This window comes from Candidatus Woesearchaeota archaeon (assembly GCA_030651375.1).
In the GTDB taxonomy this organism is placed as follows: domain Archaea; phylum Nanobdellota; class Nanobdellia; order Woesearchaeales; family UBA12501; genus JAUSFM01.
On the sequence record JAUSFM010000015.1, the window covers coordinates 39330 to 53372 of the forward strand.

Here is a 14043-nt window from a genome sequence, read left to right on the forward strand (position 1 = left end):
TCATTTTCACTGGTTCCACTCCAACTTATACCGCAGCAGCGCGGCGATGCCACCGAGGCCGTCAATCTTTTTGCCGCCGTCGTGGGATGAGCTGATAAGGTTGATGGTGGCTTTCATGTTCTCTGCGCTTCGAAGCACCGCGTCCACTTCGTCGTATTTTTTGTGCTCTTTGGCTGTTCTGATAAAATCTTCAGTGACGAGCACGGTTTCCACCGCACCCTGCGCAACGGCATTTTTTACATCACGGAATCCGTAGGTTACTTTTCCTTGCTTGCTAATCTCTTCGAGCACTTTTTCAGCCAGTGCAATTTCTTTTGCCACGCGGTCCTGTTTCAGCACGCTCATCACCTCAGGTCGCTTGATGACTTCATTAAAAGCAGTTTCATCAACTGATGAGCAGGTCGCAAGCACGGTTTTGTGCTTGAGTTTTTCGTCGGTAATCCGCACGGCGAGTTCTTCTTTCCAGAATGCCGGGCTGGCAAGGATGATGCTGTCATACTTGTTTCGCTCATCGTATTCTTTAATCGCGTTGATGACTTCTCCATAAAATTCTTTTTTCGACTCGGTTGCCCCTGCGCCCGCGCCTGCTTTTTTAGCAACATCACCAGTCAGTTTCACGAGAAGCTGGTAGCCGAAATGTTTGAGCTGTGCAAGGTATGCTTCTTCCCGGTCAACGACACACAGGAGAATTTTTGGGCCGTGGTCCTCGGTTGCTTCCTTGAGCCGCTGCAGCTGAAACTGGTGCCATACTGGCTTGATGATGCTGACAATAGTGTGCTCTTCAATAGCAAAAGTGTGGTGCGAGCCTCTGCTCACATCTTCAGGCCCTTCAATAATAATGCCATTGGCCCGAAGCGCATCGCCCTCAAGACTTATTTTTTCCACCTTGATGCTAAGAAACACCGGCTTTTTGACCACTGCAGCATTCCGGTCAGTTTCGCCGCCTATTTTTATCTTGCGTAGCGTGGTGCCTGCAAGAATGTCTCCCTCGTCGATAACTGTGTTGAGGTACCAGAGGTCGTTGAGGTTGTCAACCTGTACCTTAACCGTACCCTGTTTGAGGTGAGAATGAATAATTTTCATCGTGAGGGGAGAGTAAGGCAGGTGAGTTTTGTTTTTGCCTCACTTCTGCTTGCTTTTGTCCCGAATGGAGTGATTGCGCCTGTTTTTGCGTTGATTGCCTTGTTTTGCCGAGAATTAATAGAAAAACATTTATATAAAAAGTTATTTATTTTATAAAGGCATTACAAGGTGCGATAATGGTCTTTGGGAAAAAAGAGGCAACTACAAAAAAAGCTCAGTCAACGGGCACCGGCGCAGCCGTGCTGATACTGCTCATTGCTGCGCTCATCATCATTTACATTCTCTTCCTGCCGCCGCAGGCGCGCCAGGAAATTCTCCAAGAGCAAGGCACCGGGCAAATCGGTTCTGGTGCGGGCTTTAAGGAGCTTCTCATCGAATCGCCGGGAAAAATTGAAGTGCTCCAGTCCGGCTCTGTCGAGCATAATCTTCCCGCGGTGAATCTCTTTAGTACCACACAGGCCGTGGTTATCAAGACCATTTCCAGTGTGTATACCAAGCATGGCTGGCTTGACAGCCAGTCTGCTAATGTCACTTTTGCCCTTGAAAATGTGGCGAGCACCGACAACGTGCTGTTGAGCTTTGCCCTGCGCACGACGCGCGGCCGGCTCATCATCAAGCTGAATGGCTATGAAATCTTCAACAGCGAACCCCGTCCAACAATGGAGCCCGTGCGCATTCCCCACGAGCTTCTCAAGGAATCAAACCTGCTTACGTTTGAAGCGTCAGAGGTCGGCTTCAAGTTCTGGACCACCAATGAGCACGAGCTTGAAAACCTCAAGCTCACTGCAGAAGTGACCGATGTTACCACGCAGGAAGCCAAGACCGTGTTCCACGTGACCACCACTGAAAAAGACAACATCAACCGCGTGTTCCTCAAGTTCATTCCCGAGTGCACCCAAGACAAGATTGGCGTACTGGATGTTTTCCTGAACAACCACAATGTCTTCTCCGCAGTGCCAGACTGTGGTGTGTTGCGGTCGATTGAGCTGGCGCCGGAATACCTCATCAGCGGCGAGAACGCGCTGCTGTTTAAGACAGCAAAAGGTGTGTATGTCATTGACCTCATTCAGGTGAAAGCACAGCTCAAAGAAATCAGTTATCCCTCCTATTATTTTGACATCAAGCCAGAAGTGTATGATGCTATTGTCCACGGCGGTGTGGTTGAGCTCACACTAGAATTTTCCAATGATGTTGACCGGAAGTACGCCGACCTGTTTGTAAACGGCCATGCGCAGAGCATTGCAACAACGGCAAACAAGGCAGTCCTTCCAATTACTCCCTTTGTTGCTCCGGGCAACAATGTCGTTGAAATCCGGCCGCGCACAACGCTGGATGTGGCTAATCTCCGTGTTGTTGCACGATAGTTTGTCAACGATACTTTCCCGTAGTTCACGCAAAAAAGAGGAGGTCTTCTTCTGACCTCGTTCGAGGTTTTCCATGGGTTTTCGCGACAAGGCACAGGCGGTCAAGGATTGGGCAACAACATATAATCCGACTCGCGAGCGCCAGCAGTGGGAAAAAATAAAGACTGGAGTTAATCACGCCGGCGCCGGCATGGTCGGGCTTGCAGCGCGTTCGCGTGAATACATTGCGCCGGTGGACATCAGCCCGATACGGTTCCTGTTATTTTTGCTCATTGCGCTTGCTGTTCATCTGGTGATTGAGACGCAAACGAGCAACATTTTTTCCGTTGAGCGAGTTGCAGGCCATCTGCTCATCGCGTTTATTCTCTGTCCGTTTCTTCTTGGGATTTCGCTGCGCGAGCGGTTTGAAGAACTGTTTACTGTTTTTTTGATTGCACTCTTTTTGCCCCTCATTTTTATGTGGATTTCAACCGGGCTTTCATGGGCAGGCCTTGATGTGCACGTCAGCATTTTTTCCTACCTCACCAATCTTTTTTTTGTGCCGGTATGGATTTATTACGCAATATTCCAAGAGCATGTTGACCCGCGCTGGGGTTCCCATTCATTGAAAAACTTTTTTGGCACGCTCATTCTACTGTTCTGGATCGCCATAATTCTCATCTCACTCATTCAGCATCTCCAAGACAACAATCTCGAGCAGAAATTCCAATGGGGTGACATTTCAGCGCAGTACAAGCAAACCGCAGCAGAGCGCGTGAAAGAGCTTCCGAGCATGTTCAAAACTGCTGCCGCCATCTTCGGCGGCAAAATCACTGAACTGTTCAAGCGGCCGATTCAATACGCTGTCGGCGATGATTATTTCATTGGCAACGTGGAAAAAAGCAAGGAAGAAAAAGTCGGCGTGTATCTCGAAAGTATGCGCGCTGCTGCGCCACAATTCTTTGAAGACGAGCCGGTTACCGTCTGGGGCATTCTCAAGGCCAAAACCCTGCAGCCCGACAAGATGATTCATGTGGTTACCGAATGTGTTGCTATTCCTCTATCACCTGTTGCAGGGCTGCAAAACCGCATCATCGGCGATGCAAATCCGGAAAACCCATCATCCTTACAACTAGTTGCGGATGTTGCGAATTTTGAGCAGCTCGACCTTTCCTGTGAATTCCCACCAGGACTGCTGCAGCGCGGCTCGCGGAAAATCGGCTTCAACACAACCTTCAATTTCAACACCGATGCATATCTAAAATCTTATTTCATGGATCAAGACCGGATGCGTTCGCTCGTGCGTGAAAATATCAATCCACTCACCCAGTATGGCATTACTGATCCAACACCGATCGCGATATACACCAATGGTCCGGTCGGTATTGGCATGGAGACAACACGCACCGAAAACGGCGCACTGATTCCGGTCACGATCACGAATCTTTTCCGTCTTGGAATAACGATAGAAAACAAATGGGAAGGTCGCATTCAATCCGTGCGTAGTGTGCTCTTCCGCTTGCCTGCCGGCACTCATATCGTGGCAGATTCATGCGACTTTAACGTCGAGGAAGTTCCCTGTGCTCCCGACCTTCCGCTCTGCGGAGATATGGGTGCGGGCACGGACGCAACCGTGATCTATGCCGTCAGCCCCAGCTCACGTCGAGATCCCAGCGGCACGGTTGCAAAGAGGGGTTTGGATGTGGTCAACCGGCTGTTTGCAGGCGAACGGCGCAAGTACGTTTCCTTGACTTGTAAAATCAGTTTTGACAATGTCGAAGCAGTGCTCGGCAACACACCGCTTGCTACCCAGTACTTCAAAACGTCAGTTGCATACGATTATGTTCTTGAAAAATCCATTTCAATAACGCTCAAGCCGGTAAAAGATTTTCTGCCCGCAGCTCCGGACCATGGTGTGGTTGGTCCGGGAATTACTTCCGGCTTTGAACCCGAACCATACGAAGTGCCGAAATCAGAGGAGGACGCGCTGCGAAAAATCTGGCAGACCTACCACAACGATATTGCTGCAGCAAACCAACAGAGCGGTGTGCCAAAAGGGCTGATTATGGCGCTCATCGCTGCAGAAACAGGCGACACTAATCCCAACAAAATATCCACCACCGGTGCAGCAGGGCTGGGACAGTTTACCTATCAATCAAAATTCTTTTCCACCATCAGAAAATGTTGTGTGAAAGAAGCAAGCGAAAGTTCGCCGAATTACTGCGCCAACGAGCGTCAGCGCTGTGGCAATGATGCATGGTGCGCTATCGGCGGTTATTCATGTAGCCCTGACCAGAACGACCCACTCTACGACGACCGGTTTAATGCGCAGCATTCAATTTTTTCAATTGCCGAGCGCCTTGCAACTGACATTCGTACCTACAACAAATATGCTGCACGCATCGAATTTGCGCTGGTATCATACAATGCCGGCGGTGCCGTGGTCACTGCAGCAGTCAAGCAGACCGGCAGCGGCAATCCTTCATGGCCTGAAGTGTCTGCACAGATTACCCCCTCACTCATCCAGTCTTCCCACAAAACCTACGCTAACTGGCAATGGGCTGCGCTTCAAGGAAAAGCACGTGAAATCAACAACTATGTTAAAAAAATAACCTCCTTGAGCGAAAAAGCAGAAGCAATTTCCGAAGGTGAAATTGCATGAGCCGCCCCTTTTGTATCAGTATTGTCGGAATTTTTGCTCTTGTGCTCCTGCTGGCAGGATGCCAATCTCTTTTCAGCAGAGGCCAATCCGGTGTTGTTCCGCTTCCGGTGCACGTCGGAAAAACCGGACTTGAAATGAGTTTCCTTGAAAATCTTCCGCCTGCGCAGGCCTTTTCTTCAACTCCCACAACAGAATCAATTTTTCCGGTTGCCGTCAAACTCGCCAACAAGGGCGCTGCCGACATTATCGAAGGATACCTCTCTGTTGGGCTTGAAAAAGATTACCTTGAGTTGAAGGACTGGAACATAGAAGGGCAGGAGGCGTTTCACGTCGGCACGAGCAGCGAAAACATCGCCTTTTCCCTTCCTGGCAGGTCGGCGCTTGATCCGGTTGGCGAGGAAGATGTCGTTGCGCTTAGTGTTAAAGCATTGCCGCTTGATACTCAATCCCAGACGCACACATCGACAATCATCATGACCGCGTGTTACCAGTACGAAACACTGTCGGCTGCCGAGGTATGCATTAACCCCGAACTATTTACCACCAAACCGATTGAAAAAATCTGCCAGCACGGCGTTACCAGCATACGCCAAGGCCAAGGAGCGCCGATTGCGATTACGGGCGTTGAAACAAAAATGCTTCCGGGCCCCGGCGTGAGCATACTACCTCAATTTTTGATTACCCTTGAAAATGTGGCGAAAGGCCAGGCGCTTAATCCGCGTTCAGTTGCGCAGGCGTGTTCCTCATTGCCGCTCACCCACGACGACTGGAACGTCCTTGCACTCTCAGACCTTCGGTTTTCACGGTTTTCGCTGGCGCATGGTGATTTTGACTGCTCGCCTGCGCCGCTCCGCCTACGCGATGGAAAAGCTACCCTGCGCTGCACGCTTAAACCCAATCTCCTGCGCAAAGAGGAAGGCGCCTTCAAGACAACCCTGTTCATGGCGCTTGAGTACGGCTACACGTTTTCCGTTTCAAAAAATATTCAAATTGACAGAATTGTGCAATGACGTCACAACATTTAAATAACTGGAAACCAAAAATGGCACCTATGTCAAAAAAGAGGATGCGTATACTCCCTATTTTTTCTCTCTTCACGCTACTATTTGTTTCACTTTTTATTTCCAGTTGTTCATCATTAAACCAACGAGGCCGTGGTGTTGAAGACTTCAATTTTCATACCGGTACGCAGGGCATGGAACTGCGGTTTCTTCAGGGCAATCCTCCACAGCGGCTCTATGCAGGCGACCCGCTGAACGTGCTCGTCGAGTACGCCAACAAAGGTGCGTACCCGGTTGTTGACGGCAGGCTGTACCTGACTGGGTTTGACCGAGAATACCTGCGGTTCGACCGCGAAGAAGTAATTGGTTTCGGTGCTGAAGGAAAAAGCGCGCTCAATCCCGAAGGCATGATTTCAGAACTTGCCGAATTCAAAGATCCCGCAGTAAGCATGCCACCGGAAACCGACGCGTTTCGCCAAATCATAAAAGCAACCGCCTGCTACAGCTACAAGACCTTTGCGTCACCCATGGTGTGCATTGACCCTGACCCGCTGAACATTGAGCCGGCAGACAAAGTATGCCTGGTGCAGAATGTGGGTATGAATTCCCAAGGCGCTCCGGTTGCGGTAAAATCAGTTGACGTTGATGCTGCGCGCGGCCGCGTCCAGTTCAAGATTACGGTGCAAAACGTGGGCGGTGGTACCGTGATTGAAAGCAGAAACGGCTACGTTCCCCTTGATCGGTGCCAAGCGTTGTTGTCCCGCGATGAAATCGACAAGGTTGAAATCCGCGCATTCCTCTCTCAAAATCAGGCGCTCGACTGTAAGCCTGCAGTGATTCGCCTTGTCAACGGCAAGGGATTTGCCTACTGCAGCTTTTCCGGCCTTGACCCGCGCGCTGATGCGTACATGACCGCGTTGAGCATTGAGCTTTCCTACGGCTACCGAAATTCCGTTGCAACAACAACTGATATTCTCAGCCTGCCCGGCAGCAATGACCGTTTGCTCCCAAGCCGGTATCTTTTCAGACGATAACTTTGCGATAAATTTATAAATCCCTTTTCTTCTTGTTTCTTGTTGTGTATCAAAGAAAGAGGTCTCAAAGATGAAACACCCGCGCATGCCTGTTCTTGTTGTTCTTTTTGCTCTTCTTGCTTTTTCGCTCACCCTTGCCGGCTGTGCAGAGCAGAAGCAGGGTATTTCCACGTCTACGCCGTTTCTCGGCGGCACCAATGGGCTGCTTGTTTCCTTTGTGCGTGAAGCACCGCCCGAGTCAATTACTGACGATGGCAAATACCCATTTGGCGTTGCGATCCAGCTTGAAAATGGCGGCGAAGCCGACGTGCCGTTTGGCGGCGGCTATGCAGAAATTGTCGGCATTAACCCCGTTGATTTTGGCCTTCCGACCCAAGCGTACCTTCGCAGCCCACTCTTGAAAGAAGGAAAACTTTCAGGCGCCCGTAAAAACTTTGACGGCACCGTCATTCCCGGCATGCAGACGGTTGTACAATTTCCCTTTGACCCATCAAAACAAATTTCCATGCTGAAATATCTTCCCAATCTTTATGGCAACACCAATGTAAACGTCCGCGCGAATGTGTGCTATGATTACCGCACCAAAACAACCACAAAAATATGTGTCAAGCAAAACCTTCTGGCGATTGAGGAAAAACCACCATTGTGTCTGGTCAACGAGCCAAAGAATCCGCAGAACTCCGGTGCGCCCGTTCACATTACTGCGATGAGTGAAGCACCGATTGGTGAGGACAAAGTTCAGCTGACCTTTACGATTTCCCATGTTGGAGCCCCGACTGATTCATTCTTTGCCGTTGGCTCGGATTGTGACGACAGCATTACCAACCCACAGAAATACGTTGTCTTTGTCAATGTGACGTCTGATGTGAACGGGGCATTTGCTGACTGCTCAGGCCTTGAAGACCCTGCAGAAGGCGCAATTGTTGGCCCCAAGGGCGAGCGCCACGGCGGCTTTGTGCGGATGTACCGCGGCCAGCCGAGAACCGTCACCTGCACCATTGACCTGTCCCACGTCGAGAGCACGTTTGAAGAACTGTTTGAAGTTGAGCTCCTTTACCGCTATATGCAATCCATCGAGAAGCCGATGCTGATACGTGATGTGTCAGTTTCTAATTGAGATGAGAACGGCTCCAACGCTTGTTTATTCTTTTCTTATTCTTTTTTAAATTAACTGAACTATAGAAGCATCTTCTAATATCTGTATCGTATTTATTATTGGTATGTGTGCGTCTTGATTTGATATCAATCGGGGCAACTCCGTACATCCTAAAAGTATTCCTTCGGCTCCCCTGTTCTCAAGTTTTTCTATAATCGTTCTCATTTTTTCCTTATCATCCTCTCTAATTTTATTATTGATTATTCTTAGAATACATTCACTTACAAACCGCTGATCAATTTCGTTTGGAGTTATTGACTCAATACCTCCTTTTTTGAGTTCAGTGGCATGAAGTCCAGATTGAATTGTTTTAGTAGAGCCAAGAATCCCTACTTTTGTACGTTTCATTTCTCTGCACTTTTTTGTTGTTTCTTCTACAATGCTCAAAATCGGCGCCCTTGATTTTTCTCTCAGTTCATCAATAAAGATATGAACTGTATTGCAGGGAATAACAATAAAATCTACATCTAACCTATTCGGGCGGTGTACTGACTCCAGCAACAAATCTAAGTGTTCTTGAGATGGGCCTCCCTTAATCAGGCGTTCTTCTGCTTTCTGAGAAATTGGTAGATTATCGAGTACAATGTGTGGCTGTCTTTTTGTAAAGAGTTTGAACTTCCTATTTACATTAAGGCAAAACGTACATCCTGTTTCAGGCCCGAGTCCTCCAATAACTCCTAAGATTCTTTGTTTCATTTTGTACACCGGTCGAGTACCTGTTGCAGCCTGCTTGCGAGAGGACCTCGTTCTGTTTTCTCTACGGTCTTGTCGTAGAGCCTGATTACTTGGTTGAGAAATTTCTCGTATGGCTGTGTTGCTTGTTCACCAAATTGTTCGTGAGCTGAAGCTATTTTATTCGCGGCATTTTCATCTGGCTGAAGCATGACTCTTTCTCCAAGGTTGGTGCAAAAGTAGGGGGCAGCGCGAAGTCTTTTCGGATCAAACGTTCTGCCGGGCGTTACATAGATAAATCCTATTAGGTCATCAAACCGTCGTTGGAATTCTTTGTCAAATGACCGTTCGTCCGAGTTCTTGCTTCCGTTGAGTGCCCAACCAACTTTGAGATTTACCTGCTGTTCCTGATTGAACCAACGCATATCAGTTAGTTCTCTTCTCATGTAGTCATGAGGTGCTTCTATTGTTCTAAGAATATCTCTGTAAGTTGGAGCTTGATCTATCTCTGAAGCTCGTGCTATGTGCCACCCAGAAAAGCCCATATTTTCTATGGCTCTTTGCAGTGTTTCTTGGTAGCGCCCTGCTAATTCATCGACCGAGTGAGCGTCAAAACCATTACTGATTGCGTGAGTATCTGCGACGAGAATATGCTTCGGTACATCAAGTTGTTCTCCGCTAAGAACCATGCTCAAAATATCAATAGGCAAACCTGCACTAAGCAGGGGAACCCCATTACAGAGGCCAACACCAAAATAGAGTGTATGTGCCTCTGGTATGTCAGACATTCCAGCCAACGATGGCTGGGTCTCAACCAGGGGCTCTTGGGTGATAAATCGAGCTATATCTTCTTTGCTTCTGATGCGTGATTGGTTTTTCATGGTATCTCAACGACAAGAAGTGGCGGTACCCTAATGTACTTGATTGAATAAAATACGAATATTAAGCAATAAATTTATATATTGTTGAATATTATTCAAGTTTTATGAAGAACATAACTGAAAAACTGGTTACCTTGTTCAAAGAAGGCAATTGTACTCCTCAGATAGCTCGCATGGCTAAAAAACTCAAAGAGCCATCAACAACGCTCCATTACAACATCAAGAAGTTAGAAACCGAAGGAGCTATTAAAACCTATAAGGCAGTATTTGACTACAAAAAAATCGACGAAGGATTCTGTGTTTTTGTACTGATTAGTCTCTCACCAGACGAGTACGGAAACCCAGAACATATTGGAAAAGAATTAGCAAAACATCCACAAATAGAGAGTGTTGATATCTGCACCGGTAATTGGGAGATGATTCTCAAAGTGCGAGTTAAAGATCAAGACGCATACTATAATCTAGTAAAAAATGTCATCTCGAGAAAGGGAATTAACAAAATCGTATCATTAACCTCACTTAAACAATTGAAAACTGAATTTGTACTCGTGTGAAGAACAAGCGCGATCTATATTTCTTTATATCTTCTTATCCATCATATCTCCCGCCAGCGCAACCTTCGCCAACAGGGCTTCGAGCTGAATCACATCATCGCTTCCTTCGCTGATGCGGAACTCCGCTTCGCCGCATTCGGCAATGAGTTGCATTTTTTTCCGGTCATCGACTGGTAAGGCAAGAATTTCTTTTTGTATCTGCTTCACAATATCCAGCCCGCTTAATCCATAATCAAGCATCACCTTAAGCAGTTGTTTCCGAGCTTCAACAAATTTTCCGGCAAGTGCGTGTTCGAGCACTTCTTTTAGCTGCGCCGGCTTTGCGTACGAGGCAATAGAATACACCATGTCCTCATCAATTTTTTCGCCCATGGCGGCGCAGCTTTGGAGAATATTCGCAACCCGCCGGACATCCCCTTCAGCAACTGTTACAATAGCTGTGCTTGCTTCAGGGGTGACCGTGAGTTTCTCGCGCGCTGCAATGCCGATGATAATCTCTTTGATATCCTCTGGCTTGAGCGGCTTGAACCTGAATACTGCACATCGGCTTTGCACGGGCTCAATAATTTTTGACGAGTAATTACAGCTGAGAATAAACCGCGTTGTCTGCGTATAATTTTCCATGGTTCTACGCAGTGCCTGCTGTGCCTCCCGTGTCAGGGCGTCGCATTCGTCGAGATAAATAATCTTGAATGGCACATCACCAATCGCTTTTGTGCGCGCAAAATCCTTGACCTTGTGCCGCACGACGTCTATGCCGCGCTCGTCGCTTGCGTTCAGCTCGAGAAAATTATTTCGCCATTCCTCACCAAACATCTTTCTTGCTATGACAAGCGATAGTGTCGTTTTTCCGACGCCGGGCGGCCCAGCAAAGAGCAGGTGCGGAAGGTTTTTCTGCTCGACCAGCAGCCGTATTTTAGAAACAATCTCCTGCTGGCCATGAATTTCATCAAACGTACCCGGGCGATATTTCTCAGTCCAAATAGCATAGGTCTCATCCATTGGCGACCTGACTCACTGAGAAATTATACGACGTCTTCTTCAGCAATGACCATGAAGTCTCCCACCGCAATGACTGCGCTGTAAGGAATCAGGACGTTGCCGTCTTTGTCTTTTTCCAGCTCGAGCTTCTGCGAGTAGGGCGTTGGGCCCGTCAGCACAATATGGATAAGCTCACCGGTTTTGGTTTCAAAAATAACGTCTCCTACTTCACCAAATCGCTTGCCGGTCTTAGAAACAACTGTTTTTCCGATAATCTGTTTTGAAAGGCTTTTGTCATCGTCCGCCATTGCTATCCCCTCGATCGTGTTGCTGGTCTCCCTCTTTTTTATAAATCTCTAAAACGGGTAGTACTATTTAAATTTTTCTTTTAAAATACTCAGAATAACTTAGAATACATTTAAATAATAGTCTCGCATTAAAAAGCACATGAGCATCGAGGAACGTTTTGGCCTCATCAAAGAGGTTGGCGAGGAAATTCTGACTGAAGAAGAGCTGCGCGAGCTGCTGGTACAGAATAAGCACCCGGTGGCATACGATGGCTTTGAGCCCAGCGGCACCATGCACATTGCCCAAGGCCTGCTTCGGGCAATCAACGTCAACAAGATGCTTTCTGCAGGATGTACGTTCACCATGTGGGTTGCCGACTGGTTTGCGTGGGCCAACAATAAGCTCGGCGGCGACCTCGACAAAATCCATGTGTGCGGCGAGTACATGATTGAAGTGTGGAAAGCATGCGGCATGGACACAGGCAAGGTGAAGTTTGTCTGGGTTTCAGAGAAGGTCAATGACCCTGAATACTGGAAAATTGTCATGGAAGTTGCCCGGCACTCAACGGTACAGCGTATCCTGCGATGTAGCCAAATCATGGGCCGGAGTGAAAAAGACGTTTTGCAGGCATCACAAATCCTCTACCCTTGCATGCAGTGCGCTGACGTGATGTACCTCGACGTGGACATCTGCCAGCTCGGCATGGACCAGCGGAAAGTCAACGTGCTTGCGCGTGAGCTTGGGCCAAAACTCGGATTCAAAAAGCCCGTCGTTGTTAGCCACCATATGCTCATGGGCCTTGGCCAGCCGCCGAAATCAGACCTTGACTCCATTGAACGCGCCACCGAGCTCAAGATGTCAAAATCAAAGCCACACACCGCCATCTTCATGACTGACACTCCCGATATGGTGCGCGAAAAAATAATGAAAGCCTACTGCCCGGTCGGCGTCACGTTTGAAAATCCGCTCATGGAATACGCAAAATACATCATCTTTCCCAAACAAAACACTCTTTCCCTTACCCGTCCGGCGAAATTCGGCGGCGACATCACACTGCCAACCTATGCAGAACTTGAACAGCTCTACGCTGCCGGAAAACTCCACCCCATGGACCTCAAGACCGCGGTTGCAGAAGCCCTGGTGAATCTGCTCGCGCCGGTGCAGAAGCATTTTGCCAGCGGCAAGCCGCAAAAACTCCTCGAGCAGATACGCTCCTTTGATATCACCCGTTAAAAAAAGTAAAAAAGTAAAATAAGCATCAAACTATCAAAACCAAGAGGTGTCGTGTGTCCCGCATCAGTGCCGTGCAGAACTTATTGCGCGCCAAAAAAATCAGCGGCCTCATCATGAGCAATCTGCATGACGACGTGCCGAACCCCAACATTTTCTATTTTCTCGGCGCGCAGGCAAATGGGCTCGTCGTCATTCCTGCAGCACGCTCTCCGTTGCTTTTTCTCTCGCCGCTTGAAGAAGCCCCACGGCTGAACGCGCGCGTGCGCATCACTCGCTATTCATCACGAAAAGACCTTACCTCCTTGCTGAAAAAAGAGCTACGCGGCGCAGCCATCGGCGTTGATGCTGCCCATTGCACTGCCCAAACCTATCTCGCGCTCAAGCGCCTCACCGGGAAAAAACTTGTTCCTGCATCCGACCTTGTTGACACCTTGCGCAGTGTGAAAAGCCCCAGCGAAGTGCGCATCATGGAAAAAGCATGCAACATCAGCGATGCAATTCTTCGTTCATGCATCCAAAAATTCCGCTCGTTTACCACAGAAAAAGACGTCGAGGAATTTCTGATTGCCGAAACAAAAAAAAAGGGATGCGAACTATCATTTCCTCCGATTGTTGCTTCCGGTGCGCATGCGGCATGCCCGCATTATCACGCAAAAGCAGCCAAACTTGCGCGTGGTTTTTGCGTTCTTGATTTTGGCGTACGCTATCGCGGATACTGCACTGACACCACGCGAACTATTTTTATCGGCTCTCCCACCCAACACGAGCGTGATGTGTACGATCGCCTGCGCATTGCGCAGGAATTACTCATTGCGCAATCCGTGCCCGGCACGCAGTGCGGCGCCTTGCACGAAAAAGCAGTTTCCCTTCTGGGGCCGTTTGCAAAATACTTCATCCACAGCCTCGGCCACGGTGTTGGCTTGGAAATTCATGAAGCACCCGGCGTTGGCGCGCCATCTAAAACAGTGCTCAAGAAGAATATGGTCATCACGATTGAACCAGGTATCTACCTGCCGAATGAGTATGGCATTCGCATCGAGGATACGATACTTGTTGGAAACGAGCCACGCTCACTGACGCGCATTTCAAAAGAACTCATCACTATCGATTAAAACTGACTAAACCTAAACTAATAAATTAAAAATGTAAAGAAAA

At 48.4% G+C, this 14043-nt stretch carries 14 protein-coding genes; 9 read left to right on the top strand and 5 right to left on the bottom strand.

Annotated features, from left to right (window positions below; translation table 11 throughout):
• Positions 1–6 precede the first annotated feature (6 nt).
• The gene (locus Q7R76_05160; GenBank protein ID MDO8642937.1) at positions 7–1083 is read right to left on the bottom strand and encodes an mRNA surveillance protein pelota; all 1077 of its coding nucleotides are present in this window, start codon (positions 1081–1083) and stop codon (positions 7–9) included.
• Between Q7R76_05160 and Q7R76_05165 the strand changes: the two genes are divergently transcribed.
• The 6 genes from Q7R76_05165 (at position 1069) to Q7R76_05190 (ending at position 8240) form a co-directional block, all read left to right on the top strand.
• Positions 1069–1239 carry a hypothetical protein gene (locus Q7R76_05165; GenBank protein ID MDO8642938.1) on the top strand — a complete coding sequence of 57 codons (171 nt, stop codon included), beginning with the start codon at positions 1069–1071 and terminating at the stop codon, positions 1237–1239. The two genes, Q7R76_05160 and Q7R76_05165, sit on opposite strands and share 15 nt — an antisense overlap.
• Before the next feature lie 20 nt (positions 1240–1259).
• Positions 1260–2447 (top strand): hypothetical protein, encoded by a 1188-nt coding sequence (locus tag Q7R76_05170; GenBank protein MDO8642939.1) that lies wholly within the window; start codon positions 1260–1262, stop codon positions 2445–2447.
• A 73-nt stretch (positions 2448–2520) separates the two neighbouring features.
• The gene (locus Q7R76_05175; GenBank protein ID MDO8642940.1) at positions 2521–5088 is read left to right on the top strand and encodes a hypothetical protein; all 2568 of its coding nucleotides are present in this window, start codon (positions 2521–2523) and stop codon (positions 5086–5088) included.
• Positions 5085–6098, top strand: a complete 1014-nt coding sequence (locus Q7R76_05180; protein ID MDO8642941.1) for a hypothetical protein — start codon at positions 5085–5087, stop codon at positions 6096–6098. Before Q7R76_05175 ends, Q7R76_05180 begins: the two co-directional genes overlap by 4 nt.
• 32 nt (positions 6099–6130) lie before the next feature.
• Complete coding sequence (locus Q7R76_05185) at positions 6131–7123, top strand: hypothetical protein (protein MDO8642942.1); 993 nt, start codon at positions 6131–6133, stop codon at positions 7121–7123.
• Positions 7124–7193: 70 nt separating this feature from the next.
• On the top strand, positions 7194–8240 hold the full coding sequence (locus tag Q7R76_05190) for a hypothetical protein (protein ID MDO8642943.1): 1047 nt from the start codon (positions 7194–7196) through the stop codon (positions 8238–8240).
• A 45-nt stretch (positions 8241–8285) separates the two neighbouring features.
• On the opposite strand, the gene Q7R76_05195 is transcribed toward Q7R76_05190, so the two are convergent.
• Together Q7R76_05195 and Q7R76_05200 are read right to left on the bottom strand one after the other, a co-directional pair.
• Entirely contained in the window at positions 8286–8975 is a 690-nt protein-coding gene (locus Q7R76_05195; protein ID MDO8642944.1) for an amino acid racemase, read from the bottom strand.
• Entirely contained in the window at positions 8972–9832 is an 861-nt protein-coding gene (locus Q7R76_05200; GenBank protein ID MDO8642945.1) for a hypothetical protein, read from the bottom strand. Before Q7R76_05200 ends, Q7R76_05195 begins: the two co-directional genes overlap by 4 nt.
• Positions 9833–9936: 104 nt before the next feature.
• On the opposite strand from Q7R76_05200, the gene Q7R76_05205 reads away from it, so the two are divergent.
• Positions 9937–10386 carry an Lrp/AsnC family transcriptional regulator gene (locus Q7R76_05205; protein MDO8642946.1) on the top strand — a complete coding sequence of 150 codons (450 nt, stop codon included), beginning with the start codon at positions 9937–9939 and terminating at the stop codon, positions 10384–10386.
• Positions 10387–10410: 24 nt separating this feature from the next.
• On the opposite strand, the gene Q7R76_05210 is transcribed toward Q7R76_05205, so the two are convergent.
• Together Q7R76_05210 and Q7R76_05215 are read right to left on the bottom strand one after the other, a co-directional pair.
• Complete coding sequence (locus Q7R76_05210; GenBank protein MDO8642947.1) at positions 10411–11388, bottom strand: replication factor C small subunit; 978 nt, start codon at positions 11386–11388, stop codon at positions 10411–10413.
• A gap of 23 nt (positions 11389–11411) precedes the next feature.
• A complete protein-coding gene (locus tag Q7R76_05215; GenBank protein MDO8642948.1) occupies positions 11412–11675 on the bottom strand; it encodes a PRC-barrel domain-containing protein in 264 nt (87 codons plus the stop codon).
• A gap of 139 nt (positions 11676–11814) precedes the next feature.
• On the opposite strand from Q7R76_05215, the gene Q7R76_05220 reads away from it, so the two are divergent.
• Both Q7R76_05220 and Q7R76_05225 read left to right on the top strand, forming a co-directional pair.
• Entirely contained in the window at positions 11815–12888 is a 1074-nt protein-coding gene (locus Q7R76_05220; protein MDO8642949.1) for a tyrosine--tRNA ligase, read from the top strand.
• A 53-nt stretch (positions 12889–12941) separates the two neighbouring features.
• Positions 12942–14000: a Xaa-Pro peptidase family protein gene (locus Q7R76_05225; protein MDO8642950.1), complete on the top strand. Its 1059-nt coding sequence runs from the start codon at positions 12942–12944 to the stop codon at positions 13998–14000.
• The last annotated feature ends 43 nt before the right edge of the window (positions 14001–14043 follow it).

Excerpts from the sequence above, each read along its gene's own strand:
- Q7R76_05165 (MDO8642938.1), top strand. The coding sequence starts at position 1,069 with ATGAATAATTTTCATCGTGAGGGGAGAGTAAGGCAGGTGAGTTTTGTT.
- Q7R76_05160 (MDO8642937.1), bottom strand. The coding sequence starts at position 1,083 with ATGAAAATTATTCATTCTCACCTCAAACAGGGTACGGTTAAGGTACAG.
- Q7R76_05170 (MDO8642939.1), top strand. The coding sequence starts at position 1,260 with ATGGTCTTTGGGAAAAAAGAGGCAACTACAAAAAAAGCTCAGTCAACG.
- Q7R76_05175 (MDO8642940.1), top strand. The coding sequence starts at position 2,521 with ATGGGTTTTCGCGACAAGGCACAGGCGGTCAAGGATTGGGCAACAACA.
- Q7R76_05180 (MDO8642941.1), top strand. The coding sequence starts at position 5,085 with ATGAGCCGCCCCTTTTGTATCAGTATTGTCGGAATTTTTGCTCTTGTG.
- Q7R76_05185 (MDO8642942.1), top strand. The coding sequence starts at position 6,131 with ATGGCACCTATGTCAAAAAAGAGGATGCGTATACTCCCTATTTTTTCT.
- Q7R76_05190 (MDO8642943.1), top strand. The coding sequence starts at position 7,194 with ATGAAACACCCGCGCATGCCTGTTCTTGTTGTTCTTTTTGCTCTTCTT.
- Q7R76_05195 (MDO8642944.1), bottom strand. The coding sequence starts at position 8,975 with ATGAAACAAAGAATCTTAGGAGTTATTGGAGGACTCGGGCCTGAAACA.
- Q7R76_05200 (MDO8642945.1), bottom strand. The coding sequence starts at position 9,832 with ATGAAAAACCAATCACGCATCAGAAGCAAAGAAGATATAGCTCGATTT.
- Q7R76_05205 (MDO8642946.1), top strand. The coding sequence starts at position 9,937 with ATGAAGAACATAACTGAAAAACTGGTTACCTTGTTCAAAGAAGGCAAT.
- Q7R76_05210 (MDO8642947.1), bottom strand. The coding sequence starts at position 11,388 with ATGGATGAGACCTATGCTATTTGGACTGAGAAATATCGCCCGGGTACG.
- Q7R76_05215 (MDO8642948.1), bottom strand. The coding sequence starts at position 11,675 with ATGGCGGACGATGACAAAAGCCTTTCAAAACAGATTATCGGAAAAACA.
- Q7R76_05220 (MDO8642949.1), top strand. The coding sequence starts at position 11,815 with ATGAGCATCGAGGAACGTTTTGGCCTCATCAAAGAGGTTGGCGAGGAA.